Origin of the sequence: Sphingomonas piscis (assembly GCF_011300455.1) — a bacterium.
GTDB classification, from domain to species: domain Bacteria; phylum Pseudomonadota; class Alphaproteobacteria; order Sphingomonadales; family Sphingomonadaceae; genus Sphingomicrobium; species Sphingomicrobium piscis.
On record NZ_CP049869.1, the window covers coordinates 277,690 to 302,327 of the forward strand.

Annotated in this window: 28 protein-coding genes and 1 pseudogene; 15 read left to right on the plus strand and 14 right to left on the minus strand. The window is 64.3% G+C overall.

All coding sequences use genetic code 11. From position 1 onward, the window contains the following. Window positions 1-25 precede the first annotated feature (25 nt). On the minus strand, window positions 26-394 hold the full coding sequence (locus tag G7077_RS01420) for a MerC domain-containing protein (protein WP_166410167.1): 369 nt from the start codon (window positions 392-394) through the stop codon (window positions 26-28). Between the two features lie 124 nt (window positions 395-518). Here G7077_RS01420 and G7077_RS01425 point away from each other — a divergent pair, with 124 nt between their 5' ends. The 10 genes from G7077_RS01425 to G7077_RS01470 all read left to right on the plus strand — a co-directional run bounded on the left by G7077_RS01425 (window position 519) and on the right by G7077_RS01470 (window position 7,606). Further along, window positions 519-1,580: a COX15/CtaA family protein gene (locus tag G7077_RS01425; protein ID WP_246167273.1), complete on the plus strand. Its 1,062-nt coding sequence runs from the start codon at window positions 519-521 to the stop codon at window positions 1,578-1,580. Further along, window positions 1,577-1,894, plus strand: coding sequence for a divalent-cation tolerance protein CutA (gene cutA, locus G7077_RS01430; protein ID WP_166410168.1), 318 nt, complete (start codon window positions 1,577-1,579; stop codon window positions 1,892-1,894). The genes G7077_RS01425 and cutA overlap by 4 nt, the downstream gene beginning before the upstream one ends. 42 nt (window positions 1,895-1,936) lie before the next feature. Then, window positions 1,937-2,698, plus strand: a complete 762-nt coding sequence (locus G7077_RS01435) for a ZIP family metal transporter (protein ID WP_166410169.1) — start codon at window positions 1,937-1,939, stop codon at window positions 2,696-2,698. A 129-nt stretch (window positions 2,699-2,827) separates the two neighbouring features. Continuing rightward, on the plus strand, window positions 2,828-3,307 hold the full coding sequence (rplM, locus tag G7077_RS01440; RefSeq protein WP_166410170.1) for a 50S ribosomal protein L13: 480 nt from the start codon (window positions 2,828-2,830) through the stop codon (window positions 3,305-3,307). Next, window positions 3,307-3,930: a 30S ribosomal protein S9 gene (gene rpsI / locus G7077_RS01445; RefSeq protein ID WP_166410171.1), complete on the plus strand. Its 624-nt coding sequence runs from the start codon at window positions 3,307-3,309 to the stop codon at window positions 3,928-3,930. Before rplM ends, rpsI begins: the two co-directional genes overlap by 1 nt. Before the next feature lie 277 nt (window positions 3,931-4,207). Next, window positions 4,208-5,242, plus strand: a complete 1,035-nt coding sequence (locus G7077_RS01450) for a glycoside hydrolase family protein (RefSeq protein ID WP_166410172.1) — start codon at window positions 4,208-4,210, stop codon at window positions 5,240-5,242. Then, a complete protein-coding gene (locus tag G7077_RS01455; RefSeq protein ID WP_166410173.1) occupies window positions 5,239-5,601 on the plus strand; it encodes a hypothetical protein in 363 nt (120 codons plus the stop codon). Before G7077_RS01450 ends, G7077_RS01455 begins: the two co-directional genes overlap by 4 nt. A gap of 91 nt (window positions 5,602-5,692) precedes the next feature. Continuing rightward, window positions 5,693-6,655 (plus strand): alpha/beta hydrolase, encoded by a 963-nt coding sequence (locus tag G7077_RS01460; RefSeq protein WP_166410174.1) that lies wholly within the window; start codon window positions 5,693-5,695, stop codon window positions 6,653-6,655. A gap of 64 nt (window positions 6,656-6,719) precedes the next feature. Beyond that, window positions 6,720-7,016, plus strand: coding sequence for a PadR family transcriptional regulator (locus G7077_RS01465; protein WP_166410175.1), 297 nt, complete (start codon window positions 6,720-6,722; stop codon window positions 7,014-7,016). Further along, window positions 7,013-7,606: a hypothetical protein gene (locus G7077_RS01470; protein ID WP_166410176.1), complete on the plus strand. Its 594-nt coding sequence runs from the start codon at window positions 7,013-7,015 to the stop codon at window positions 7,604-7,606. Before G7077_RS01465 ends, G7077_RS01470 begins: the two co-directional genes overlap by 4 nt. A 67-nt stretch (window positions 7,607-7,673) precedes the next feature. On the opposite strand, the gene G7077_RS01475 is transcribed toward G7077_RS01470, so the two are convergent. The 3 genes from G7077_RS01475 to G7077_RS01485 are packed head-to-tail and all read right to left on the minus strand — an operon-like array spanning window position 7,674 to window position 10,733. Beyond that, window positions 7,674-9,212 (minus strand): DHA2 family efflux MFS transporter permease subunit, encoded by a 1,539-nt coding sequence (locus G7077_RS01475; RefSeq protein WP_246167275.1) that lies wholly within the window; start codon window positions 9,210-9,212, stop codon window positions 7,674-7,676. Window positions 9,213-9,216: 4 nt separating this feature from the next. Then, window positions 9,217-10,290, minus strand: coding sequence for an HlyD family secretion protein (locus tag G7077_RS01480; protein ID WP_166410177.1), 1,074 nt, complete (start codon window positions 10,288-10,290; stop codon window positions 9,217-9,219). Beyond that, on the minus strand, window positions 10,287-10,733 hold the full coding sequence (locus G7077_RS01485) for a MarR family winged helix-turn-helix transcriptional regulator (RefSeq protein WP_166410178.1): 447 nt from the start codon (window positions 10,731-10,733) through the stop codon (window positions 10,287-10,289). The genes G7077_RS01480 and G7077_RS01485 overlap by 4 nt, the downstream gene beginning before the upstream one ends. A gap of 62 nt (window positions 10,734-10,795) precedes the next feature. Here G7077_RS01485 and metC point away from each other — a divergent pair, with 62 nt between their 5' ends. After that, a complete protein-coding gene (gene metC / locus G7077_RS01490; protein WP_166410179.1) occupies window positions 10,796-11,971 on the plus strand; it encodes a cystathionine beta-lyase in 1,176 nt (391 codons plus the stop codon). Window positions 11,972-12,003: 32 nt separating this feature from the next. Here the strand turns inward: metC and purU are convergent, their stop codons facing one another. The 8 genes from purU to G7077_RS01530 form a co-directional block, all read right to left on the minus strand. After that, window positions 12,004-12,864: a formyltetrahydrofolate deformylase gene (gene purU / locus G7077_RS01495; RefSeq protein ID WP_246167276.1), complete on the minus strand. Its 861-nt coding sequence runs from the start codon at window positions 12,862-12,864 to the stop codon at window positions 12,004-12,006. Next, window positions 12,861-14,030, minus strand: a complete 1,170-nt coding sequence (gene pobA / locus G7077_RS01500) for a 4-hydroxybenzoate 3-monooxygenase (protein WP_166410180.1) — start codon at window positions 14,028-14,030, stop codon at window positions 12,861-12,863. Before pobA ends, purU begins: the two co-directional genes overlap by 4 nt. After that, on the minus strand, window positions 14,027-14,968 hold the full coding sequence (locus tag G7077_RS01505; RefSeq protein WP_166410181.1) for a Gfo/Idh/MocA family oxidoreductase: 942 nt from the start codon (window positions 14,966-14,968) through the stop codon (window positions 14,027-14,029). The genes pobA and G7077_RS01505 overlap by 4 nt, the downstream gene beginning before the upstream one ends. Before the next feature lie 18 nt (window positions 14,969-14,986). Then, complete coding sequence (locus G7077_RS01510; protein ID WP_166410182.1) at window positions 14,987-15,829, minus strand: class III extradiol dioxygenase subunit beta; 843 nt, start codon at window positions 15,827-15,829, stop codon at window positions 14,987-14,989. Next, a complete protein-coding gene (ligA, locus tag G7077_RS01515; RefSeq protein ID WP_166410183.1) occupies window positions 15,829-16,239 on the minus strand; it encodes a protocatechuate 4,5-dioxygenase subunit alpha in 411 nt (136 codons plus the stop codon). Before ligA ends, G7077_RS01510 begins: the two co-directional genes overlap by 1 nt. Continuing rightward, window positions 16,236-17,261, minus strand: a complete 1,026-nt coding sequence (locus tag G7077_RS01520) for an amidohydrolase family protein (RefSeq protein ID WP_166410184.1) — start codon at window positions 17,259-17,261, stop codon at window positions 16,236-16,238. The genes ligA and G7077_RS01520 overlap by 4 nt, the downstream gene beginning before the upstream one ends. Beyond that, window positions 17,258-18,094: an NAD(P)-dependent oxidoreductase gene (locus tag G7077_RS01525; protein ID WP_166410185.1), complete on the minus strand. Its 837-nt coding sequence runs from the start codon at window positions 18,092-18,094 to the stop codon at window positions 17,258-17,260. The genes G7077_RS01520 and G7077_RS01525 overlap by 4 nt, the downstream gene beginning before the upstream one ends. Before the next feature lie 65 nt (window positions 18,095-18,159). Beyond that, a complete protein-coding gene (locus tag G7077_RS01530; protein WP_166410186.1) occupies window positions 18,160-19,302 on the minus strand; it encodes a LysR family transcriptional regulator in 1,143 nt (380 codons plus the stop codon). A gap of 102 nt (window positions 19,303-19,404) precedes the next feature. Between G7077_RS01530 and ligK the strand changes: the two genes are divergently transcribed. From ligK to G7077_RS01550, 4 genes and pseudogenes are all read left to right on the plus strand, one after another. Continuing rightward, the gene (gene ligK, locus G7077_RS01535) at window positions 19,405-20,079 is read left to right on the plus strand and encodes a 4-carboxy-4-hydroxy-2-oxoadipate aldolase/oxaloacetate decarboxylase (protein WP_166410187.1); all 675 of its coding nucleotides are present in this window, start codon (window positions 19,405-19,407) and stop codon (window positions 20,077-20,079) included. Next, window positions 20,072-21,126, plus strand: a pseudogene (locus G7077_RS01540) (4-oxalomesaconate tautomerase). The gene ligK and the pseudogene G7077_RS01540 overlap by 8 nt, the downstream one beginning before the upstream one ends. Continuing rightward, window positions 21,123-21,998 (plus strand): amidohydrolase family protein, encoded by an 876-nt coding sequence (locus G7077_RS01545; protein ID WP_166410188.1) that lies wholly within the window; start codon window positions 21,123-21,125, stop codon window positions 21,996-21,998. The pseudogene G7077_RS01540 and the gene G7077_RS01545 overlap by 4 nt, the downstream one beginning before the upstream one ends. A 53-nt stretch (window positions 21,999-22,051) precedes the next feature. Next, window positions 22,052-22,525 carry a MarR family winged helix-turn-helix transcriptional regulator gene (locus G7077_RS01550; RefSeq protein WP_166410189.1) on the plus strand — a complete coding sequence of 158 codons (474 nt, stop codon included), beginning with the start codon at window positions 22,052-22,054 and terminating at the stop codon, window positions 22,523-22,525. A 3-nt stretch (window positions 22,526-22,528) separates the two neighbouring features. Here the strand turns inward: G7077_RS01550 and G7077_RS14360 are convergent, their stop codons facing one another. Beyond that, on the minus strand, window positions 22,529-23,338 hold the full coding sequence (locus tag G7077_RS14360) for an acetate--CoA ligase family protein (RefSeq protein ID WP_343040002.1): 810 nt from the start codon (window positions 23,336-23,338) through the stop codon (window positions 22,529-22,531). A gap of 47 nt (window positions 23,339-23,385) precedes the next feature. Continuing rightward, window positions 23,386-24,615, minus strand: coding sequence for a CoA-binding protein (locus G7077_RS14365; RefSeq protein ID WP_343040003.1), 1,230 nt, complete (start codon window positions 24,613-24,615; stop codon window positions 23,386-23,388). Window positions 24,616-24,638 lie beyond the last annotated feature (23 nt).

Consider the following 24,638-nt stretch of genomic DNA (forward strand, 5'->3'; position numbering starts at 1 on the left):
CGCCGCCGCAGCGGCAAGAATCGCCTTAGTCCGCGGCCAATCCGTTCAGCCGGTGGCCGAGGGCCAGAATCGTGACGCCAACCATCGTGTACAGCGCCTCCGTGCCGTTGTGCGGCATAGTAAGAGCACCGGCCATTACGCCGAGACCGAGACTGCCCACAGCGCTGGGCATCATGAAGCCGTGCGAATAGATGCCGCGCCCAAGTGCAACGGCGCCAAGCATCATGGCGATGCCGAGCCCTGCCTCATGGATCCAGTCGGCGCCGATCACGCTGCCGGCAGCCGAGAGCATGCCGAAGAAAACCGCCGTCGCCAGGCAGTGAACCAGGCACAATCCGGACAGTCCCATCGCCCATCGGTCAAGCCGCTGCGTGGAAGAAGACAAAAGCAACATTGCGGGTGACCATATAACGCCTCAGCACGGAAGTTACAATGTCACATGCCGTGATTTTGTTGCATTGGAGTCGAGCATTTCGCCCGTCTTGCGGCAAGTCTGGGTTGGGCCGATATGGCGCGCCATGACCGCTCTTGCCGCCGACGTGACCCAGCCTCGATCAACTTCAAAGCCGATGGCTTTGTCCAACCTGTTGTTTCTTGTTGCCGGGCTGGTGTTCCTGATGGTGGTGGTTGGCGGCATCACGCGCCTGACCGAAAGCGGGCTCAGCATCACCGAGTGGAAGCCCGTGTCTGGCGCCGTTCCGCCGCTCACCCATGCAGATTGGGTCAAGGCGTTCGAGCTTTATCAGGCGACGCCGGAATATCGTGAGATCAATGGCCCGGCAGGTATGGACCTGGCCGCCTTCAAGCAGATCTACTTCTGGGAGTTCCTCCATCGGCTGATCGGGCGATTGATCGGTCTCGTGTTCGCGCTTCCGTTGCTTTGGTTCGCCTTCCGTCGGGCGATCCCGCCCGGCTACGGGTGGAAGATGATCGGCCTGCTTGCGCTCGGCGGGGCGCAGGGTGCGCTCGGCTGGTACATGGTGATGTCGGGACTGTCGCAGCGGACAGATGTCAGTCACTTCCGCTTGTCGGCGCACCTGCTGCTGGCACTGACGATCATGGCGGCGCTAATCTGGGTCGCGCTCGATTTGCGACGGCTAGCAAGGAGCGGTTCCGATCGGCCTTCGCGGCTGACGGGCGCAGCGGCCCTGACCCTCCTTGCCTTGTTCGTCCAGTTGTTGCTGGGAGCGTGGGTTGCTGGGCTCAACGCGGGGCAGGTAGCGCCAGACTGGCCGACCATGCAGGGTCGCCTGTTCCCTGAAGGGGTCGACTGGTCGCGCGGAGCGTTTTGGGCGCTGTCGAACGACCCCTTCCTGATCCACTTCGTCCATCGTTGGTGGGCCTGGGGCGTTGTTGCGGCTCTGGTGGTGTTTGCCCGTAAGGTGAAGCGCGTACCCGGGGGACGAGTGCCGTCGATCGCCATCCACTCGACATTCGGAACGCAGATCCTGCTTGGCATCGCGACAGTCATGACAGGCGTTTCGATCGGGCTCGCCGCGCTTCACCAGGCGGTCGGCGCCGCGTTGCTCGCCGCAACGATCTGGGGCGCGCATGTGCAGGGCGCGCCGGCAACGCGATGAGCGTCGTCTCCGTCTATGTCGTGTTTGCCGATGCGGACGAGGCAGGCCGCATCGGGAAGCAGGCGGTGGAAGAGCGGCTTGCGGCCTGCGTCAACATCCTCGGACCCTGCACCTCCATTTACCGCTGGCAGGGCGCGATCGAACAGGCCGAGGAGGTTGCCGCGATCTTCAAGACAACCGTGGCTTCCGCCGACTCCCTCATCACCCGCATCGCCGGACTTCACAGCTATGACGTGCCGGCGATCACCGTTTGGCCGGTCGACAAGTTGCTGGGCCGCTATGCCGAGTGGGTCGAGGCGAACGTCGGGCCCTAGGGAACCACGCGGGCAGATCGACCATTCTTCTTTCCGGAGGTGATGGTGCCGGCTGCGGTTCAAGCATTGCTGTGGGGATTGCTGAGCGGTTCGGCGCTGCTGATCGGTGCCCTCGTCGGCTGGTTCGTTCCCCTGTCGCGGCGGGTCATTGCCGCGATCATGGCGTTTGGCGCAGGCGTGCTGATCTCGGCCCTCTCGTTTGAGCTGATGGACGAAGCCTGGGCTACGGGCGGTTTCGTGCCGGTGGCTGGCGGCTTCCTTGGCGGGGCCGCCGTTTACACCATCTGCAACATAGCCCTTGCTGCATATGGAGCCCGGCACCGCAAAAGGTCGGCGCCCGAAAAGCGCCAGCAGGAGAAAGGCGAGAACAACCAGAATGGCGGCGCGCTTGCGGTCGGCGCCCTTCTCGACGGCATTCCGGAATCCATCGTCATCGGCGTCAGCCTCCTGAAAGGCGGTGCGGTCGGGATGGTGGCGGTGGTGGCCGTCTTCCTGTCCAACATCCCGGAAGGTCTCTCCAGCGCTGCGGGCATGAAGGCCGAAGGGCGCTCCTTCGGTTATGTCATGGGTTTATGGGCGGGCATTGCCGTGATCGCTGGATTGTCGTCGTGGTTCGGATACGTCGCCTTCGACGGGATCTCACCCGCCGTGGTTGCTGGAGTTCAAGCCACGGCCGCAGGGGCGATCCTTGCCATGGTGGTGGACACGATGGTCCCGGAAGCCTTCGAGGGAACGCACGATTTCGCCGGGCTGATCGCGGTCACCGGTTTCCTCACGGCATTCGCCCTCACGAAGCTAGGGTAATATAATACCTCTTGTGAAATGGCCGGTTTTGCTTGACTTTCCGGCACTCCGACGCGATTAGCGTGGCAGATGGCGCCACCTTATGGGTCGGCGCCTTCCTCATTTCTCGAAGCAAGAGGTCTACAGCCCATGAAGGCGCTGATGAAGACCACCAAGTCGGCCAAGCCGTCCGAGGTGGAAAAGAAGTGGCATCTGATCGATGCCGACGGCCTGGTGGTCGGACGCGTGGCGACGATTATCGCCAATATCCTGCGCGGCAAGCATAAGCCGAGCTTCACCCCGCACGTCGACTGCGGCGACCACGTGGTCGTCGTCAACGCCGACAAGGTGCGCTTCACCGGCCGCAAGACCGACCAGAAGGTCTATTACAAGCACACCGGCTATGCCGGCGGCATCAAGGGTGTCACCGCCGCCAAGGTGCTGGAAGGCCGCTTCCCGGAACGCGTTCTTGAGAAGGCCGTCGAGCGGATGATCCCGCGCGGGCCCCTCGGCCGTGACCAGATGCGTGCCCTGCACCTCTACAATGGTACCGACCATCCGCACGCGGGCCAGGATCCGCAGGTTCTCGACGTCGCGGGCATGAGCCGCAAGAACAAGGTGGGCGCATAATGGCCGACAAGAAGTCTCTTTCCGATCTGGGCGAGCTGACCCAGGAGGCGGCTGCCGCTCCGGCCGCCGCCGAAGCTCCCGCTGCCGAAGCGACCACCGAAGCCGCTCCGGCGCGCGAAGGTCGTGACGAGCGTGGTGGTGGCCGTGGCCGCCGTGAGCGCCCCGAATCCGACAATGGCGTTTCGACGCAGGGCCCGCAGATCGAAGCCGTTCTTCGCGAGCAGCAGCTCGACAAGTTCGGCCGCGCTTACGCGACCGGTCGCCGCAAGGACGCCGTTGCACGCGTCTGGCTGAAACCGGGCACGGGCAAGATCACGGTCAACGGCCGCGATCAGGAAGTCTATTTCGCACGTCCGACGCTGCGCCTCGTCATCAACCAGCCGTTCGGGATCACCGAGCGCGCCGGCCAGTATGACGTAATCGCCACCGTCAAGGGCGGCGGTCTGTCCGGCCAGGCCGGTGCGGTGAAGCACGGCATCGCGCAGGCTCTGTCGCGTTACGAGCCGACGCTTCGCACCACCGTGAAGCGCGCCGGCTTCCTGACCCGCGACCCGCGCGTCGTCGAGCGTAAGAAGTACGGCCGGGCCAAGGCTCGTCGCAGCTTCCAGTTCTCGAAGCGCTAATTCTTCATTTCAGCCAAAGAAAAGGGCGGCACCCGGAAGGGGCCGCCCTTTTTTGTTGCTTCGTCGGCCCTTAGAACAGCACGACCAAGACGATGATCAACAGGATCAGTCCGCCCAGTCCGATGTACATGGCTTTCCTCCTATGGTTTCAGCGGAGTAAACCTTTCGGAATGTTCAGGGTTCCCCAGCTCTCCGCCGGACGATGACTGGCGATCGGGTGAACAGGCCAGGCGTAGTCAGCCGCCGAACGCTGTTGGCCGGTACGGCTGCAGCCGTAGTGTTTCCCCTCACCTCTCGAACCCTCGCTCAAGGCACGGTGGTAAGCTTCGCCATCTTCGGTGGGTCGCCCGGCAGCTCCGGACTGACAAACCGGACGGCGTTCGCGGCTGCCGTCGCCCTGCTGTCGCGGCGCGGCGGCGGCACCTTGCGCGTCGAGCCCGGCATCTATCCTTTCTCCGGCGAGGCGTTGCTGTCAGGGCGCAACGTCACCGTCGTTGCCAACGGCGCCAGGTTTGAAGGTCCAAGCTGCCGCCTGACACTCAGTGCGCAATCGAGTGCGATAAGCATCGTCGGCCTGAGCCTGATCGACACGTCCGGCGATAAGGAAACTTACCTGCTCAACGTTCTCGGCTCCGCCTGCCGGTTCCAGGATGTGCACCTTGAGAAACGGCCGGCCGCCGGCGGCTACATCGCCTATTGCCGTGAGAATACGATCGACAACCTCTTCGAGAATCTGTCGTTCGCCGGCTCGAACGGGGTATTCCTTGGCGGGCGCGATCACCGGATCATCGGCGGCTGGGCGAGGTCGGCGGGCGGCGACGACTGCTGGGTGCTGAAGTCGACGATCTACCCCTGCAGCAACATCCGCATCAGCGGCTTTCGCGCACAGGGCTTTGCCGCACTCGTGTCGATCGGGTCCGAGGTGGGGCGCCGCGCCGGCGTCACCCCGCTCGGTCCAACCCTGGTCCGCGACGTGCTAGTGGAAAATTGCCAGGCCTCGGAGTGCAGCTATTTCGCTTATATCAAGCCGGGCGGTGTGGGTGCCGGACGGGCGGCGTACGACTGGCAAGACGGCGTGGTCGAAGACGTGACCATTCGCAATTGCCAGTGCGACGACGCAAACGGCACGCGATTTCGTGACGGGGTGTATGTCAGCCCCGGACGAGGAGCCACCGTGCGAAGGCTCGTCATCGACAATCTCCAGATCCGGGCACGGGCGAACTCGCCCCCGTGCAGGCTGTTGCCGGAGTTTATCTGCACGTCCTCCCGATCACCGCGCACGATGGGCGCGGCGCGGTCATCGAGGATGTGACGGTCTCGCGCCTTCGCTGCATTGACCCAGTTGGCGGCGCACCGCCCAGCAGCGGGCATGGCGGGGGTCCGATCCAGCATGCGGTGATCGTCGAAAAGCAGGATCCGCGCATCGGTCGCATCGGGCGCGTCACCATTGCCGATGCGTTCGCCGATGGCATGTCGCGCAGCGCAGTGGTGATTGGAACTGCGGTCGATGGCCCCGTCCGGGTCAGTGCCAGCGAGTTCCGGAACTTCGCCGCCGGAATTGCCGCAGCCTACGACAAGCAGGCCATACTTGGCCGGTCGCCGGTTGTGGTGGAGCGAACCCGAGCAACGCCCTCACCAAAGGCGCCACCGGGTACGCTACCGCTGCACTGAGTTGCGCGGCGAAAGTTTCCCGACCAATCCTGCGGCGATCAGCAAGGAGCACGCGTTGCATATTCCTCGCCGGACCTTTCTTGGAGCAGCAATGACCCTTTTGGCCTCCACCGCCGTTTCCGCGCAGCAGTGGGGCGACCCGCCCCTGCCCGCCGGCAAGGATCCCGAGACACCCTCGTGGCCTCCCCGCGAGCGGCTAGCCCTTTGGCCCGGCCGCCCGCCCGGCGGGCCGGCACAGCCGATCGCGCTCGACTGGACGATGAACGGGCCGACCGGCGGCCGGCAGCTCTGGGTTCGCGGTGTCGAAACGCCCGAGATTAACGTCTTCCGAGCACCAGAACCCGATGGCTCGGCGGTGCTCGTGATCCCGGGCGGCGGGTACGACTTCGTCTCCGTTCAGAGCGAAGGCCTGGAGATTGCGGATTTTCTGAACACGAAAGGGACGACTGCTTTTGTTCTGACCTATCGCCTGCCCGGTGAGGGCTGGACCCCTTGTCACCTTGCGCCCTTGCAGGACGCGCAGCGGGCGATGCGGCTGATCCGCGCCAAAGCATCGACCTTCGGCATCGATCCGGAACGGCTCGGCGTTCTGGGCTTCTCGGCCGGCGGGCACCTCGCGGCCGACCTCACGGTGTCTCACGGCCAGAGGGTGCACGACGCCGTCGACGCGGTGGACAGCTTGTCGGCGCGTCCAGCCTTCTCCGGCCTCATCTATCCGGTTGCGACGGTCCAGCCCGGTGCCAGTCACGGCGGATCGCGTGATAAATTGCTAGGACCGAACCCCAGCCAACCCCTGGCGGATGCGCGTTCACCGCTCCGGCATATCACGGGCGAGACCGCACCCACCTTCCTGGTCCACGCGATCGACGACGATCTGGTGCCGGTGGCCAACACGATCGACTGGTTGGCCGCATGCCGCGCCGCCGAGGTGCCGTGCGAAGCGCACCTCTACTCGGAGGGCGGACATGGCTTCGCGCTGCGCGCGCCAAAGGACAGTTCCGCGTCGCAGTGGGGCGAGATGTTCGCCCGCTGGATGCGCAAGCACGGGGGCTGAGTTGCGGCCCGTCAGCGAAGGCCGATCAACTTGACTATTAACTCTACATAGGTAGAGTTAGTCAATGCAGCGACGTAGACGACTTTCTCCTCAGGCTCTTTTGTTGCTGGATGCGCTCGCCGCTAGACCGGCGGATTGGCAGTACGGGCTGGAGTTGGCCCACGTCACTGGGCTGCAATCTGGAAGCCTCTATCCGATCCTCATCCGCCTTGCCGACCGGGGTCTTCTTGAATCGCGTTGGCTTGAGCCGAGCGAGCCGGGCCGGCCAGCTCGGCACGCCTATCGGGCCTCCGCTGCAGGGTTGAAGGCGCTTGTCGAGGCGCAAGCAGCGGAACGAACGGTCAGAGAGGCGTTGGCATGAGCCGCTTGGCGGCTCTCATCTTTCGCGCCGCACGGCAGATTGCGGGCAGGAAGCGCTCTGAGTGGATCGATGCGATGGAGGCGGAAGCCGCCACCTTGCGGGGCAACTCCGCACCATGGGCGTGGGGGTGCCTGTGGTCAGCGATCAGGGATCGTGCAGCCAGGGATTGGTGGATCGCGACAACCCTCTTTCTTTTCCCGATCATTCTTGTCGCGTGGAGAGGTTACGTCTTCTTCTCGACGGCATCCTTGCTTAACAAGGGCGTGATCACCGATCTGGCTGCCGTCGGTTTCTGGATCGTCAGCCCCTTCCCACTCGTGCTGCTACTGGCGCTCTTGACGCGAGGAACTTCGGGCAATACCCTCATCATTACCTCCTTCCTCGCGATGGAGTGCTTCAACCCCGTGATGATGTGGATTTATTTGGACGTGTCGCCGCTCGTCTGGCTCGGTCCGAATGCCAACTGGTACAAGGCCGATCCTGGCATCACGATCAAACCGCTCGCCGGCATTCTACTCGACGGGGTGGTATGGTTCACCGCCGCATGGATCGGTTCACGTCTGAGGATTAAGCTTGCGAAGCTTGGCTAAAGAACAAAATATGGCTGCCAGGTAGCTCCTAAGCCTCTGCCGCGCGAATCAGCCCACGTCCGTTTGATCAATCCAGCGCGGCGTGTTGCGGGCCGGCACCGCCCGCCTGGCTTCCTTTGCGCATCAGGAACAGCAGCGGAAGGACGGCAAAGGTGACGATCATCATCAGCTTGAAGTCGTCGAGATAGGCGATGAACACCGCCTGGCGGGTCACCTCCCCGTTGAGGATCGCCATTGCGGTTTCCGTCGGCAGGCCGAGACCCGAAACGATGCTGGTATCATTGGTCGGCGTGTTGGTCCCGATCTGGCTGGCAAGGTCGTTGTGCGCAACCTGGGTCATGCGCACGAGCTGCGAACTCACCACCGAGATACCGATCGAGCCGCCGATGTTGCGGGACAGGTTCAGCATCGCCGCCGCCGTGGTGCGCAGCCGCGGCGCGAGAGTCTGGAAGGCGAGGCTCTGCAGCGGGACGAAGATGAGGCCGAGGCCAAGGCCCTGGACAAGACCGCTGACGATGACCGGCCGGGACGGTTGGTCGAGCGCGAAGCCAGTCATCATCCACAGGCTTGCGCCCATCAGGACGACGCCGAGGCCGACCATGATCCGTGCGTCGACCTTGTTGCTCAGCCGTCCGGCGAGCAGCATGGACACCAACGTGCCGACGCCGCGTGGGACCGTGAGGATCCCAGACTGAAGCACCGAATAGCCGTAGATGTTCTGGAGCAGGGGCGGCAACAGCGCGAGACCCGCCAGCAGGAGAACGCCCGTCACCGCCATGAACAATAGGCCGGTCGAGAAATTGCGGTCCGCAAACATGCCCTTTTCGAACAAGGGCTCCTTGCCGGTGATGGTATGGACAACAAACATCCAGAAGGCTCCGGCGGCAATTCCCGCCTCGGCGATGATCTCCCAGCTTTGGAACCAGTCCTCCTGCTCGCCACGGTCGAGACAGAGCTGGAGTGCCCCCACCGAAATGGCCAACAGCAGAAAGCCGAACAGGTCGAACTTTCGTTTGATCACGTCCGTCTTCGGTAAATAGCGCAGTAGCATGAAGGTACAGAGGACGCCGACCGGCAGGTTGACGAGGAACACCCAGCGCCAATTGTAATTTTCGGTCAGCCAGCCGCCGAGCATCGGTCCGAGGATCGGCCCGATCATGATGCCGCCACCGAACAGGGCCATGGCCTGCCCGTGCTTCTCGGGCGGGTTGATGTCGAACATGGTCGCCTGGGCCAGCGGCACGAGAAACGCGCCGCTGACGCCTTGCAACGCACGGAAGATCACCATCTCGCTGAGGGAGGTCGCCATGGCGCAGAGCACCGAAGCGACGGTGAAGCCGATCACTGAGATGACGAGCAAGCGCTTGCGTCCGACGCGGTCCGACATCCAGCCGCTGATCGGCAGGGCAATCGCGGAGGCGACAATGTAGCTCGTCAGCACCCAGTTGATCGTGTCCTGAGTGGCGCTGAGGCTGGCCTGCATGTGCGGCAAGGCGACGTTGGCGATGGTGGTGTCGAGCACCTGGAGCAGCACGGCCATCATCACAGCAATAGTGACGATGACGCGCTGCCCGGACGGGAGGACGTGACTTGCCGGCTGCGACACGTTTCTAGCTTTCGAGACGAACCGTCACGTTGGCGGACAGACCGGCAATCATCGGCCGCTTGGGCACCTCGTCGAACTTGATTCGGACCGGCACGCGCTGGGTGACCTTGACCCAGTTGCCGTTGGCATTCTGCGCCGGGATGACGGAGAATTGCGCGCCCGTGCCGGCGCCAATGCTCTCGACATGGCCTTTGATCTTAAGGTCAGGGTAAGCGTCGATCTCGACCGTGGCCGGCTCTCCGGGAAGCATACGGGCGAGGTCCTTCTCCTTGAAGTTCGCTTCCACCCAGGCATCGCTGCCGTGAACGATCGACATCAGGCCCACGCCCGTGACGACGGCGGTGCCGAGCTGAACCCGGTCGGCGTTGGCGACGATGCCGTCCATGGTCGCGCGCACTTCCGTCCGGGACAGGTCGAGGCGAGCCTTGTCGACCGCAGCTTGCGCAAGCGCGATGCTGGGCTGCTCACCCGGAGCGATGGCGGCCTGGGCATTGGCGGCGCGAGCACGGGCATCCTGTAGTTCCGTCTCCGACTTGCGAACCTCAGCAACCGCGTCGTCATGGGCAGCGCGCGTTGTGAAGCCCTGGCGCAAAAGCTCGTTCTGTCGGGCTAACGCGCGGCGATCGATCTCGAGCTGCGCCTGCGCGCCGATGATATCTGCGCCCGTACCCGCGGCTTGCGTGTTCAACTGGCGAGTCTGAAGCCGGGCAGCGGCGAGCTGCGCTTGAGCTTGCTCGAGCGCGACGCGATAGGGTTGCGGGTCGATGCGGAACAGCAATTGTCCGCGCTTCACGCGATCGCCGTTCTCGACGAGCACCTCGACCACCGGCCCATTCACCTGCGCGGCAACGGAGACGATGTCCTGCTTCACCGCCGCATTGTCGGTGGACACCGTCTTGCCGCTGGTCAGCCAGAAATAGCCGCCCGCGAGCAATAGCAGCGCCGGTACGACCAGCATGAAAAATAGGCGGAGCACGTTGCGCCTCGGCTTCGGACGGGCGTCCTCGACGACGGCAACCGTGTCCTGGTCAACTTCGGCGGGCGTTCCCTGCATGGCTTCGCTCTTCATCTGGTTCATTCGTTCGATGCCTTCTTCGTCGTACCGCCGCCGGAGACGAGATTCTCGCGCACCCGAGCAAGCGCCCGCTGCAATTGTTCCAGCTCGGACTCCTCGATCCCGCCGAACGCTTCACGTGCCAAATCGTCCGCAAGCAAGCGCAATTTCCCGACCAGCGGTTCCGACTTCGGTGTCAACGCCAACCTCCAGGCACGCCGGTCGGCGGGGTCGCGGCGGCGTTCAACCATTCCGCTGTCTTCCAGCCTGTCGACGATCCGGCAGAGGGTGATCGGTTCGACGTCCAGCAGGTCGGCAAGTTCAACCTGTCGCAGGTTGGGATGACGGCCCAGCTTCACCAGCACCCGCCACTGCGCCCGGGTTACGCCAAGCGCCGCCGCACGGCGATCGAACGCTCGCCGCAAGGCGTGCGCGGTCTCCCCAATCTGCAACAGGTTCGTTTCCATTCGCAACTTATATGATAAGCATGCTTATTGAATCAAGGGGCGACGGCGGTAATGCTCGGCCCATGAACGACGATCAGCCTTCCGACCTTCGTCCCGCCACCCGCCTCGTGCAGGCCGGACGCCGCAAGGAATGGACGGGGGACCTGATCAACGTGCCCGTCGCTCGGACCTCGACCATCCTTTTCGACAGCGTGGCAGGGATGAACGCTTCCTATCCGCCGAAGGACGGACGGGGCAGCTATGGCCGCAATGGCACCCAGACCCACTGGTCGCTGGCCGAAGCGCTGACCCAGTTTGAGCCCGGCGCGGCGGGTACCAAGCTGTTCCCCTCCGGAGCGGCCGCGGTCGCGATGGCGCTGCTGACGGTACTGAAAAGCGGCGACGAGCTGTTGATGATCGACAGCGCCTACGGCCCCACCCGAAGCTTCTGTGACGATGTGCTCGCCAAGCAGGGCGTCACCACCATCTACTATGATCCGCGCAGCAGCCCCGAGGAGATCGCCGCGCTGTGCACCGATCGGACGGGCGCGATCTTCCTGGAAAGCCCGGGATCGCTGACCTTTGAGGTTCAGGACGTGCCAGGCATTTGCGCAATGGCTCGAGACCGCGGCATCCCCACCTTGGTCGACAATACCTGGGCAACCCCCCTCTTCTTCCCGGCGATCGAGAATGGCGTGGACCTTACTATCCTCGCGTGCACCAAATATATCGGCGGGCATTCGGACGTGATGCTCGGCTCCGTCACCACAACCGAGCGCTTCCACGATGCGCTGGTGCAGACCTACCGCTCTTACGGGCAGCATGTCAGCGCCGACGACGCCTTCCTAGCTTCGCGCGGTCTTCGAACCTTGGGCGTTCGGTTGCAGGCGCATCAGGAAAATGCGCTGGCCGTCGCCCGCTGGTTGAAAGGGCAGCCGCAGGTAGATCTGATCCTTCACCCGGCGTTCGAGGAGTGCCCTGGTCACGAATATTGGAAACGGGACTTCAAGGGCGCAAGTGGGCTGTTCTCTTTCGTCCTGCGCGCCGGCGGGCCGAAGGAAGCGGCGACCATTGTCGATCGCTTCAAATTGTTCGGCATCGGCTTCAGCTGGGGCGGATATGAAAGCCTCGCCATTCCAACCAGCCCGCACCGGAGCACCAATCGCGAACTGAAGGGCCGCGCGATCATCCGGCTGCAGATTGGCCTCGAAGACCCTGCGGATTTGATCGCGGACCTGGAGCAAGCCTTCACGGCCTGAAAAGCAAAGCCGCATTCCGCTGCAACTGCTGGCTAACGAAAGACCACCGTCCGGACGCCGTTAAGGAACACCCGCCGTTCGGCGGTCCAGCGCACGGCTCGGGCGAGGACCTTTGCCTCGACGTCGCGGCCGATGCGGATCATGTCCTGCTCGGTTGCACGATGATCGACGCGCTCGACATCCTGTTCGATGATTGGCCCTTCATCGAGATCGCCGGTGACGAAGTGGGCAGTCGCGCCGATCAGTTTCACCCCGCGGTCGTGCGCCCGCCGGTAGGGCCGTGCGCCTTTGAAGCTGGGCAGAAAGCTGTGGTGGATGTTGATGCAGCGGCCGAGCAGCCGCTCCGACAAGCCGCTCGACAGGATCTGCATATATCGAGCAAGGATCAGATAATTGGCGCCGCTTTCCTGGAAGAGCGACCAGAGCGCCTCCTCTTGATGCTCCTTCGTCTCGGGAGCGACCGGCAGGTGATGGAAGCGGACGCCATGCCACTCGGTAAGGCTTCGCAAATCATCATGGTTCGAGACCACGCCTACGATCTCCACTGGCAACAGGCCCGTGTGCCAGCGGTGCAGCAGGTCGTTCAGGCAATGGCTGCCCTTGGAAACCGCGATCAGCAGCTTGGGCCGGTGATCGGCCGCCACCATGTCCCAGTCGAGCGCGAACATGTCGGCGACCGGTGCGAAGCCCGACCGCAATGCCTCGACCGAAGACGGAAACGTCTCGGCGGCAGCCCGAAACTCCACCCGCATAAAGAAGCGGTTGGAGTCTGGGTCCGCATATTGCTGGCTGTCCAGGATGAAGCCGCCGATCACCGCCAGGTGGCCGCTGACGGCGGCGACGATCCCGACGCGGTCCTCACAGGATAACGTCAGGATAAATCCGCCGCTCACAGCGGCAGGCCGACATAATTTTCCGCGATGCTGGTCTGCGCAGCGGCGGAGGCCGCGATATAATCGAGATCGGCGATCTGCATCCGCCGCTCGAACGCACCCGTCTCCGGAAAGCGGTGCATCAGGCTGGTGAGTTGCCAGCTGAACCGTTCCGACTTCCACACCCTTGCCAGCGCCTTCGACGAGTAAGTTGCAATCTCGTCGTTGTCATTCGCACGGAAGAACCCGATCAGCGAATCGGAAAGATAGGCGACGTCGGACGCCGCGAGGTTCAGCCCTTTGGCGCCGGTCGGCGGAACGATGTGCGCGCTGTCGCCGGCAAGAAACAGGCTGCCGTGCCGCATCGGTTCGAACACGAAGGAGCGAAGCGGTGCGATGCTTTTCTCGATCGCCGGACCGCGCGTGATGTTCGCGGCTGCCTCCGGACCGAGCCGAACCGAAAGCTCGTCCCACAGCCGCTCGTCGGGCCAGTCCTCCAGCTTCTCGTCGACCGGTACCTGGATGTAATAGCGGCTCCGCGTCGCCGACCGCATCGACGCGAGCGCGAAACCGCGGTCGTGGTTGGCGTAGATCAGCTCGTGATTGCACGGCGGCACGTCGGCCAGGATGCCGAGCCAGCCGAACGGATAGACTTTCTCGAACACGCTGGCGACGCTCGCCGGAATTGCCATGCGCGACGGCCCGTGGAAGCCGTCGCACCCGGCGATGAAACGGGCGTCTATGCGGTGTTCGGATCCATCCATTGTGTAGGTGACGAAGGGTGCATCGCCCTCGACGTCGTGAAGCGTGACGTCCGCTGCTTCGTAAACGATCTCGAGTCCGCGGTCGTCCGCCGCTTCCATCAGGTCGCGGGTCAGTTCCGTCTGGCCGTAGACCATGACCTGCTTGCCCGTGAGCGCGGCGATGTCGATGCGGATCAGGCGTTCGCCATCGGCGAGATTGAAGCCGTCGTGCGGAATGCCTTCGGCCTTCATCCGCGCGTCGAGCCCGAGCCGCTCCATCAGCCCTGTCGTGACTCGCTCCAGTACGCCGGCGCGAATGCGGGACGCGACATAGTCTGCCGACTGGCGCTCGACGACGACGACTGCGATCCCCTCGGCGCGCAGCAGATGGCCGAGCAGCAGCCCCGCCGGCCCTGCACCGATGATCGCGACCTGGGTCTTCACTGGCCTAGCTGCCGCTCCAGCGCGTCGAGTACGCGGTAGCAAGGCAGGACCTGCGCCACGCTGGCATTCGGCTCCCTGCCCTCCCGGATGGCAGCGACGAATTCACGGTCCTGAAGCTCGATGCCGTTCATCGACACGTCGACTTCGCTGACGTCGACCGGCTCCTCGCGTCCGGTCACCAGATCGTCGTAGCGGGCGATCCAGGTGCCCTTGTCGCAAATGTAGCGGAAGAAAGTGCCGAGCGGCCCGTCATTGTTGAAGCTCAGCGAGAGGGTGCAGATAGCGCCGCTCTCGCTCTTGAGCTGGATCGACATATCCATCGCGATGCCGAGGTCCGGGTGAAGCGGTCCCTGCAGCGCCTGCGCCTGGACGATAGGGCCTGCCTGATAGGCGAACAGGTCGACCGTGTGCGCGGCATGGTGCCACAGCAGATGATCGGTCCAGCTGCGCGGCTCGCCCTTGGCGTTGATGTTCGTGCGCCGGAAGAAATAGGTTTGAACGTCCATCTGCTGGACGGCGAGTTCACCAGCCGCGACCTTCTTGTGGATATACTGGTGGCTCGGGTTGAAGCGACGGGTGTGGCCGACCATTGCAACCAAGCCGGTCTCCTGCTGCTTGGCGAGTACCGCTTCGCCGTCGGCGAGATTGTCGCACAAAGGGATCTCGACCTGGACATGCTTGCCCGCCTCCATGCACTGGATCGCCTGGGCCGCGTGCATCTGCGTCGGCGTGGCCAGGATCACCGCGTCGAGGCCAGGCTGCTCCAGCGCGTCCGCAAGCTCGGTCGTTGCATGACCGATGCCGTACTTCGCGGCCACCGCCTGGGTCGGTTCCAGCCGCCGTCCGACCACCGACACGACCTCGACGCCGCCGATCAGCTTGAGCGCGTCGAGATGCTTTTCACCAAATGCGCCGGCCCCGGCGAGTGCGATTTTCATGTGTTGCTCCGTGAGGGTTCAGGCTGCGGGTTCGAGCACGAGGTGCCCGATCGCCGTGTTGCTGCAGGGGACGTGGTAATGGCGGTGAAGCGCGCGAGTGGCCGGGCCCATGGTGCCGCGCATGATCAGCCACATGACCATCTCGATCCCTTCGGATCCGGTTTCGCGCAGATATTCGATATGCGGGATGTGGCGCAGGCGATCGCTGTCCCCGATCATCCCGTCGAGGAAGTCGTTGTCCCATTCCTTGTTGATGAGGCCGGCGCGCGCACCCTGGAGCTGGTGGCTCATGCCGCCCGTGCCCCACACCTGGACGTTCAAGTCCTCGCCATAGCATTCCACCGCGCGGCGGATAGCCTCGCCCAGCGCCCAGCAGCGATTGCCCGAGGGCGGCGGGTAAGTAACGACGTTCACGGCCAGCGGGATGACCTTGACCGGCCATTCCTCCACCGCCCCAAACATCATGCTGAGCGGCACGGTCAGACCGTGGTCGACGTCCATCTCGTTGATGATGGTCATGTCGAACTCGTCGAGGATCAGGCACTGCGCGATGTGCCAGGCGAGGTCGGCATGGCCGATCACGTCCGGCACCTTGCGCGGTCCCCAGCCCTCGTCCGCCGGCTTGTATCGCTCGCCGCAGCCGATCGCGAAGGTCGGGATCACCTTCATGTCGAAGGCGGAAGCGTGATCGTTGTAGACGAGAATGACGACGTCCGGCTTCTCGGACTTCTCCCACGCACGGGTCCATTCGTAGCCAGCGAAGATCGGTCCGAAATAATCGTCCTTGTCCTTGCCGAGATCGTGCGCGACGCCGAGCAAGGGAACGTGGCTGGTCGCGACGCCGGCGGTGATACGGGCCATTAGCGCTGATCCTTCTTCGAGCGGACGCCCTCGGGCGAGCGGCCGCCGGCGTTCATCATCGCCTGATAGTCCTCGACCGAGACTCCGGTCATGGTGCTGACCGCCTGCACGAAGCTGAGGCCGTCGGTGGAGAAGACCTTGGACAGGAAATAGATGTTGCCGCCGAGGTCGAGCAGCTTGTTGTAATCGCGGTTCAGCACCGCCTGCTTCTGCTCATCGGTAAGCTGCCACTCATCGAGATAGGCCCGCTCGTCGGCCTTCCAGCGCTCCCGATTCTCCGGCTTCATCAGGCTCATCGCGAATTGGTTGAGGTGATAGCCCTGGCGTGCCCGAGCCGCGGTGAAGACGCGGGTGCCCGGGATATCCTCGAACTCGGCAAGATAGGCGTGGATGTCGCGCGGTTTGGTCACAATCCTCGCTCCTTCAGCTTGGCGTCGAGCCGCGGGAAGACGCGGCGTGCATTGCCTTCGAAGATGGCGTGGCGCTGCTCCTCGCCGATCGGAAGCGCGTCGATGTAGCGCTTGGTTTCGTCGAAATAGTGGCCGGTCGTGGGATCGATGCCCCGCACGGCGCCAACCATCTCGCTTCCGAACAATATGTTCTTGGTGTCGATCACCTTCGCCAGAAGATCGATCCCCGGCTGATGATAGACGCAGGTGTCGAAATAGACGTTGTTCATGACGTGGGTCGCAAGATCCGGCTGCTTCAGCATGTCGGCCAGGCCTCGATAACGGCCCCAGTGATAAGGCACCGCGCCGCCACCATGGGGGATGATGAAGCGCAGGCTCGGGAAATCGCGGAACAGGTCACCCTGAATCAGCTGCATGAAGGCGATGGTGTCGGCGGCGATGTAGTAGGCGCCGGTGGCGTGCATCGCCGGATTGCAGCTGCCCGACACATGGATCATCGCCGGAACGTCCAGCTCGACCATCTTCTCATAGAACGGGTACCAGTAGCGGTCGGTGAGCGGTGGATGCTCGAACTTGCCGCCGGCCGGATCGGGGTTGAGATTGCAGCCGACGAAACCGAGTTCATTCACGCAGCGGTCCAGCTCGGCGATGGAGCCCTGCAGACCGGCCTTCGGGGACTGCGGCAACATGCACACCCCCACGAAGATGTCCGGGTAAAGGTCGACGCACCGCTTGATGAGGTCGTTGTTGACGCGCGACCAGGCGAGCGCCACGCCTTCGTCGCCGACATGCGGCGCCATGGCCGAGGCGCGAGGGCTGAACAACGTCATGTCGGCGCCGCGTTCGTGAAGCAGCCTGAGCTGGTTTGCCTCCAGCGTTTGGCGAATCTCGTCGTCGCTGATCGAAGGATAAGTCGGCGGTGTCTCACCCGCCTTGAACGCCGCCTTCTGCGCCTCGCGCCAGTCGCTGTGCGCGGCGGGAGCGGTCGTATAGTGACCGTGGCAGTCGATCACGAGAGTCATGCGGCCGCCCTCATTTGTTGTAGCTTGGCGGCGAGGCCGTTCTCCGGCGCGAGCTCCAGCGCGCCTATCCGGCGCTGCCGCTCGGCGGTGGCGCGGCTCATGACGGAACCGCTGCCGAGCGCGTCCAGCGTCTTGACCACCTCGTCCATCTCGGCAGCCCGTCGGGTGCCGTGCACCATCATCCGGTCGAGATTATAATCGAAGCGCCCGGCCCAATTCTGGGCCTGCCACGAGGCGTCCAGCGACGCGACGACTTGGTCGAGGACTCCAGCCGCATCCGCCGCGAGCGCACATTCGGCGGACAGCGCCTCCATTCCCTTCACCACTACCGAGCGGATCATCTTCACCGCCGACGCGTCACCGACACTCTCGCCGGCAATGTCGACGGAGGAAAAACCGATCTTGGCGAGCGCGGAAGCGCCTTCGGCAGCGTGCGGCCCAGCGACCAGCAGCGGAACGCCTCGCGCCTTTGGCTGCACCGGGGCCATCACAGCAACATCGACGTAGCGCCCGCCAGCGGCCTGAATCGTCCGAGCGGCCGCGCGCTTGGTGTCCGGAGCGACGGAGTTCATGTCGAAGTAGAGCGCGCCGCCAAGCGAGGCCTGCGCCACGCTCTGCGCAGCCGCAAGCGCCTGGTCGGCAGTCACCAGGGACAGGACCAAAGCCGCGCCCGATGCCGCCTCTGCGTGGCTTGAACAGCGGCGTACGCCCGCCGCCTCCATGGCAGCGACCATCGGATTGTCGTCGCGCAGGTCGAATGCGCGGCCAGGATGGGCCAGGCCACGCGCAAACGTCGTTGCCGCTTCACCGAAACCGATCCAGCACATCTCCATGGATCAAACTGCTAGGATCGCTTGCTCCACCTTCCCAATGCGAAGGCCATGGCTGCGATTAGATTTTACGAAGACTGCACGCCAAGCTCGGCGAGGAAATGCCGTTGCAGCGGCGTCGGGCGCCAGCCGGCGCGGGTGGTCACGCCGATCGTCCTGACGATGTCGGGCGGCGCCGGTCCGATCACGGTCAGCCAGCCCGCCTCCAGTTCTACCGCGACCTGGTCCGGGGACAGGAGGGTCAGGAAGTCGCTCGACATCAGCAGTTGCCGAATGGTGATGACCGACCCGCACTCGACCGGCACGCGCGGAACTGAAAGACCATGACCCGTGAACATGCTTTCCCAATGGTCTCGCAATGGCGCGCCTGACGCGGCAATGGTCCAAGGGTAGGAAGCCAGTGTTTCAAGAGACGGGCGACTTCCCGCCAACGGGTGCCCTGCCCGCGCAACTACCACTGGCCGGTCCTCGAACAATGGCTGCTGATTTAGGTCCGGCCCCGCCGAAGGCTCGCGCAATGCGCCGATCAGAAGGTCGAGTTCGCCCTCTCGGAGAGGGCCGACCAATTCGGCATGGCTGCCTTCGGCAACGACGACACGATAGTCTGGAAAGCGGGCGTGGAAACGTGCAATGGCCGAGGGCAGCAGCCGCGCCCGGCATAAGGGCATGGCACCGATCGCGATGCAGCCGGTCTCCCGCCCCGCCAGCGCCGCCACCTCCTCCAGGCCTGCCTCGAGTTCTGCGCCCGCAAGCGCCAGCGCTCGGGCGAGGCCTCTGCCTTTAGCGGTCAACGCGACCCCGCGGCCGCGTCGCTCGACCAGCTCTCGCCCAAGCGCCAGCGAAAGGTCGCGTACAGCGCGGTGGAGCGAAGGCTCGCTGGTGCCGATCGCCTGCGCGGCGCCTGCGTAACTGCCCGCGCGCGCCAGGGCGAGAAAGGAGCGCATCTGGGCAGCGGTGACCCTTGGACTCGCAATGCGGTGGAGGGCCGCCTCGATCCGTGGCACGAGCAGGTCGGCGGCGGCGGTTGGCGTCATCCCGCCGCTGCTGCGTTCGAACAGAGACAAACCCAATTGCTGTTCCACCCGAGCCAGGCCCTGGGTAATCGCCGGTTGGGTCAAATTGACCTCTCGCGCTGCCCCGCTGATGCTTCCGTGGCGATGGATGGCAAGCACCGCGCGAAGGTGGCGAAGGTTGAGGTCCGTTGCGCGCATCGGAACTGGACTTAGCAAATATTTATACGGGCGCGACAGATTTCGGTTCCTTGGTCGGACAGGCGGCGGCAAACACGCACCGTCAATCCTGGGAGAGCGATCATGAGCGGCGTGGTGGTGCAGAATATCGAGCGCGCCGAGCTTGCGCTGATCGACCGGCTGGCGGGCTTTGGGGTGGCGACCGTTCATGAGGCTCAGGGCCGCAAAGGCCTGCTTGCGCCCCACATGCGGCCAATCCAGAACGGTGCGCGGATCGCCGGTTCGGCGGTCACCATCTCCGCACCGCCTGGCGACAATTGGATGGTGCACGTCGCCATCGAGCAGCTGCGGGAGGGCGACATTCTTGTGCTCGCCCCGACCAGCCTCTGCGCCGATGGCTATTTCGGCGATCTGCTGGCGACTTCCGCCCAGGCGCGGGGCTGCCGCGGGCTGGTAATCGATGCCGGCGTGCGCGACGTCCGCGACCTTCGTGAGATGAACTTCCCGGTTTGGTCGGCGGCCGTTTTCGCGCAAGGAACGGTGAAGGCAACTTTGGGCTCGATCAACGTTCCGATTGTATGCGCTGGCGCGGCCATTGATCCCGGCGACGTGATCGTTGCGGACGACGATGGCGTCTGCGTGGTCAAGCGCATCGAGGTGGCCGAGGTGGCCGAGAAATCCGCCGCCCGAGAAGCCGCGGAGGAAGGCAAGCGCAAGCGGCTGGCCGCCGGAGAACTCGGCCTCGACATCTACGACATGCGCGGAAAGCTGGAGGCGATGGGCCTACGCTATGTCTGAGGGCGTTCCCGTCATGTGGATGCGCGGAGGCACGTCCAAAGGCGGCTTCTTCCTGAAAGAGGATTTGCCCGCCAACACCGCCGAGCGGGACGCCTTTCTGCTTCGCGTCATGGGATCGCCCGACCCGCGCCAGATCGACGGCATGGGCGGCGCCGATCCGCTCGCCTCCAAGGTGGCGGTTGTTTCCCGTTCCGCCCGAGAAGGTGTCGATCTCGATTATCTGTTCCTGCAGGTTTTCGTCGACGAAGCGATCGTCACCGACAAACAGAATTGCGGCAATATGCTAGCGGGCGTGGGCCCGTTCGGGATCGAGCGGGGCCTGGTGCCCGCCTCAGATGGGGAGACCAAGGTCTCCATCTTCATGGAAAACACTGGACAGGTCGCCATCGCGACCGTGCGGACGCCCGGCAGCAACGTCCGCTACGACGGCGACGCGCGGATCGACGGTGTGCCCGGCACCGCGGCACCGATCCCGGTCGAGTTTCGCGACACGGCTGGTTCCAGCTGCGGCGCGCTCCTTCCAACCGGAAATGCAGTTGACGTTATCGACGGGGTTCGCTGCACCCTGATCGACAACGGAATGCCCTGCATCGTCCTAAAAGCGGCGAACGTCGGCGCCACCGGCTACGAAGATCGCGACTCCTTGGACAAGGCTGAAGAGGTAAAGGCGAGGATAGAGGCGATCCGCCTGAAGGCGGGGCCGATGATGAACCTTGGCGATGTTGCGGAGCTGTCCGTACCGAAGATGATGCTGGTTGCGCCGCCACGCAACGGGGGCTCTGTGACCGTCCGCAGCTTCATCCCCAAGCGCGCGCACGCCTCAATCGGGTTCTAGGGGCGGTGAGTGTTGCCACAGCCTGCCTCATCCGCGGCTCCCCGGCAGCAGAGGTCGCGACCGTGCCGGATGGAGCGCGCAAGACGCTGTCGGTCGAACATCCGACCGGGGAGATGAGCTGCGTCCTGGAAATCGGCGACGACGGCACGGTGATCAGCGCCGGCATCCTGCGCACGGCACGCAAATTGATGGACGGAGTGATCTTCGCATGAGCCGGACCAAGACATGGGTCGACCGCCCTTCGCAGCCGACCTGGACGCCGCCGCCCGGCGCGGTGGATGCCCATGTTCATGTCTTCGGCCCGGAGGCCGAATTCCCTTTCAGTCCGAAGGCCAAATATCATCCCGAGGATGCGACGCCCGAGATGCTATTCGCACTTCGCGACCATCTCGGCTTTTCCAGGAACGTCATCGTCCAGGCGAGCTGCCACGGCACGAACAATGCCGCGACGCTGAACGGGATCGCCATGTCGAAGGGACGCGCACGCGGTGTCGCGGTGGTCGACCCGAACATTTCAGACGACGAACTCCAGAGCCTGCACGACGGCGGCATCCGCGGCGTACGCTTCAACTTTCTGAAGAGGCTCGTCGACGATGCGCCCAAGGACAAGTTCCTCGACATTGCCCGCCGTATCGCTCCGCTTGGCTGGCACGTGGTCGTCTACTTCGAGGCCGATTTGCTGGAGGAGCTTACGCCCTTCCTTGAAGCCATCCCGACCATCGTCGTCGTCGACCATCTCGGCCGTCCCGACATCGCGCAGGGCCCGGACGGTGCGGAAATCACGGCTTTCCGGCGCCTGCTGGACACGCATCCCACCATCTGGACCAAAGTATCGGGAGCGGAGCGGCTGTCGATCCACGGCCCACCATTCGACGACTTCGTCGAGGTCATCCGCCCCGTCGTGGAAGCGTATTCGGACCGGGTGCTGTGGGGCACCGACTGGCCGCATCCGAATATGGAGCATCGCATTCCCGACGACGGGCAGTTGGTCGACATCTTGCCGCGCCTGGCTCCAACCGCGGAGCTGCAACGCAAGCTCCTCGTCGACAATCCGATGCGGCTCTACTGGCCCGAAGAGATCTAGCGCGCCGCGCATGTGATTGACGCCGCCCTGCAAACATGGCTTGCAGGGCCCCAATGTCACGCGATCAAGTCAGTGTCGGCGCGCTTGCGCCTCTCGTCGGTTATCACCTTCGCCGAGCCTGGGGCGCCTTCTCCGCCGACTTTACCGCGGCGATGGAGGGCACAGGCCTTCGTCAGGTCCCGTTCGCCGTTCTCTCGGTTGTCGCCGCAAACCCGGGTATCAACCAGGGTGCGGTCGGGCGCATTCTCGGCATCAAGCGCGCGAACATGGTTTCGCTGATCAACGAACTGGTGGAAAAAGGCGTAATCGACCGTGCCGTCGACGCCAACGATCGCCGCGCCTTTTCGCTGAACGCAACGCCCCAAGGCAATGTTCTCCTCGCCGAGGCAGTGGGTCGTATCGAGCGGCATGAACAAGGCATGCTGGCGGACATGACGCCTGCCGAACGTTCAACTCTGCTAGACCTCCTGGCGCGGATAGAACGGCGCAGCCCGCCGACCGAAGCGGACGACGGCGCCGACGCTTAGGCGTCAGTCGGCGAGGATCAGCGCGTCCAGAGCGACGACGCCCTTCCCCTTCGGGTAGACGATCAGCGGGTTGAGATCGACTTCGCGGATCGACGGCGTCCCAAGCAGGATGCGCCCGAGGATCTGGATGACAGCGGCGGCGGCATCGACATCAAGCGCCGGCGAGCCGCGGTAGCCGTCCAGCAGCGCGCCTTGTTTGAGTGCGCGAAGCTCGGACGCGATGGCTTGGGCCGTTAGATCGCATGGCAGCAAGCGAATATCGTGAAGCAGTTCCGCTGTGACCCCGCCGAAGCCAACGAGGACGACCGGTCCCCAGTCGGGATCGTTGCGTGCGCCGACGATCAGCTCGGTGCCGCGCTCCCCCATTGCTTCCACCAGCGCGCCATCTAGTGAGATGCCGGCATCATAGGCCGCTACGTTGGCGAAGAGGCGATCCCAGGCGGCGGCGAGCGCGTCATCGTTCGCAATGCCGACGATCACCCCGCCGGCGTCGCTCTTGTGGCTGAGCTGCGCAGACTGTGCCTTCAGGACCACCGGATAGCCAAGGTCTGCTGCAATGGAACGCGCCTGCCCGGCGCTGGTCGCAAGCGCGGACTTGGGGAATGGGATGCCCGCCGGCGCAAGCAGCTCCTTCGCCCAATACTCCGGAACGACGCCGCTCGGCAGGTCGAGGCGGATTGGGTCGGCACCCGACGTCGCGAAGTCGCGCTCGGCACGGCGGCTGAGGTGGCGAAGTGCGCGGAAGGCGCGGTCCGGTGTGGGGAAATAAGGGACGCCGGCCTGGCGAAGTCCCGCGATATATTCGGCGGGCACCTCCGCGCCGTCGTCGAGCCCTGCGAAGATTACCGGCTTGTCCGGCGTTAGCCCTTCACCGCTTCGATGATCGGCGGGAATTTGCGGGCGCTGGTCGCCGGATCGGTCTGGATGATGCCGAGCACCAGCGCCGCGTAGCGGTCATCCCTAAGCAGAGGCTGGATGGTTCGGCGGTAGAGATCCGGGTCGACCAGAGCCTGGGCGGTGAGGTCCATCGGGTTGGACACCGGAATGAAGTCAGGAATGGCCGCGCGAAGGGCCTCCGCCGTCGCTCCGTCGACCGCCGGTAAGTCGAGGCCGATCTGCTCGGCAAGGTCCAGGGTCAGCGCCTTGAAGGCGCCGGACTCCGTCAGCACCGCGGTTCCGCCTATGCCCACCGGTTTGGCGCGGGCGACCAATTCCATGACGTCCCCAAGCGCCTCCAGGCTGTCGACCAGGATCACCCCTTCGCGCTCGACCTTGGCGCGCATCAGCTGCCAGTCGCCGGCCATCGCTCCAGTGTGGGTCGCCGCGGACTCGCGCGCTGCGCTGGAGGTGCCCGGGTGCAGAAGGACGATGGTCTTGCCCGCCTCGCGGGCCTGCCTGGCAAGATCTAGAAAGCGCGCCGGCCTACGGAACTGCTCAACGATCATTCCGATCACCGGCGTGGCTTGGTCGTCGATCAGGTGCGCGACATAATCCTCCACTCCACTCGCTGCTTCGTTGCCGGTCGAGACTGACAACGTGATGCCAAGATCCTTGGCCATCAGCGTCGTGCCAAGCACCACCGCCATCGCGCCGGACTGGCTGACGATCCCGACGGCAGGCTTACCCGCCAGGTCGAGCACTGGCGCTTCGACGAAGGTTAGCGGCACACCGGCCGCGTAGTTTACGAGGCCGAGGCAATTCGGTCCTTCGACCGTCATGCCGCTCGCCGCAGCGATGCGCGCGACCTCTGCCTGCGCGGCAAGCCCCTCTTCTCCGCCCTCTGCAAAGCCGGCGGAGAAAATGATCGCCGAACCAACGCCGCGCTCAGCGAGCGCTCGAACTGCATCCAGCACTGCCGGCCCAGGGATTGCCAGCACTGACGCATCAACACCGTGGGGAAGCTCGGCAATCGACTTCAGGCAGGGTCGACCATCAATCTCGTCACGCTTCGGATTGATCAGGTGGATCGCGCCGGAATAATTGTGCCGTTCCAGGTTGCGGAGCACGCTGTTGCCCAGCGCACCCGGCGTCGGCGAGGCGCCGACGATCGCTACCGACCTCGGCGTGATCAGACGAGACAGTTCGGCCATGATGTTTTCCTTAGGAGGCGTAA

Coding starts and splice junctions, on each gene's coding strand:
- G7077_RS01420 (WP_166410167.1), bottom strand. CDS start 394: ATGTTGCTTTTGTCTTCTTCCACGCAGCGGCTTGACCGATGGGCGATG.
- G7077_RS01425 (WP_246167273.1), top strand. CDS start 519: ATGACCGCTCTTGCCGCCGACGTGACCCAGCCTCGATCAACTTCAAAG.
- cutA (WP_166410168.1), top strand. CDS start 1,577: ATGAGCGTCGTCTCCGTCTATGTCGTGTTTGCCGATGCGGACGAGGCA.
- G7077_RS01435 (WP_166410169.1), top strand. CDS start 1,937: ATGGTGCCGGCTGCGGTTCAAGCATTGCTGTGGGGATTGCTGAGCGGT.
- rplM (WP_166410170.1), top strand. CDS start 2,828: ATGAAGGCGCTGATGAAGACCACCAAGTCGGCCAAGCCGTCCGAGGTG.
- rpsI (WP_166410171.1), top strand. CDS start 3,307: ATGGCCGACAAGAAGTCTCTTTCCGATCTGGGCGAGCTGACCCAGGAG.
- G7077_RS01460 (WP_166410174.1), top strand. CDS start 5,693: ATGACCCTTTTGGCCTCCACCGCCGTTTCCGCGCAGCAGTGGGGCGAC.
- G7077_RS01465 (WP_166410175.1), top strand. CDS start 6,720: ATGCAGCGACGTAGACGACTTTCTCCTCAGGCTCTTTTGTTGCTGGAT.
- G7077_RS01470 (WP_166410176.1), top strand. CDS start 7,013: ATGAGCCGCTTGGCGGCTCTCATCTTTCGCGCCGCACGGCAGATTGCG.
- G7077_RS01480 (WP_166410177.1), bottom strand. CDS start 10,290: ATGAACCAGATGAAGAGCGAAGCCATGCAGGGAACGCCCGCCGAAGTT.
- G7077_RS01485 (WP_166410178.1), bottom strand. CDS start 10,733: ATGGAAACGAACCTGTTGCAGATTGGGGAGACCGCGCACGCCTTGCGG.
- metC (WP_166410179.1), top strand. CDS start 10,796: ATGAACGACGATCAGCCTTCCGACCTTCGTCCCGCCACCCGCCTCGTG.
- G7077_RS01505 (WP_166410181.1), bottom strand. CDS start 14,968: ATGAAAATCGCACTCGCCGGGGCCGGCGCATTTGGTGAAAAGCATCTC.
- G7077_RS01510 (WP_166410182.1), bottom strand. CDS start 15,829: ATGGCCCGTATCACCGCCGGCGTCGCGACCAGCCACGTTCCCTTGCTC.
- G7077_RS01520 (WP_166410184.1), bottom strand. CDS start 17,261: ATGACTCTCGTGATCGACTGCCACGGTCACTATACGACCGCTCCCGCC.
- G7077_RS01525 (WP_166410185.1), bottom strand. CDS start 18,094: ATGGAGATGTGCTGGATCGGTTTCGGTGAAGCGGCAACGACGTTTGCG.
- G7077_RS01530 (WP_166410186.1), bottom strand. CDS start 19,302: ATGCGCGCAACGGACCTCAACCTTCGCCACCTTCGCGCGGTGCTTGCC.
- ligK (WP_166410187.1), top strand. CDS start 19,405: ATGAGCGGCGTGGTGGTGCAGAATATCGAGCGCGCCGAGCTTGCGCTG.
- G7077_RS01545 (WP_166410188.1), top strand. CDS start 21,123: ATGAGCCGGACCAAGACATGGGTCGACCGCCCTTCGCAGCCGACCTGG.
- G7077_RS01550 (WP_166410189.1), top strand. CDS start 22,052: ATGTCACGCGATCAAGTCAGTGTCGGCGCGCTTGCGCCTCTCGTCGGT.
- G7077_RS14365 (WP_343040003.1), bottom strand. CDS start 24,615: ATGGCCGAACTGTCTCGTCTGATCACGCCGAGGTCGGTAGCGATCGTC.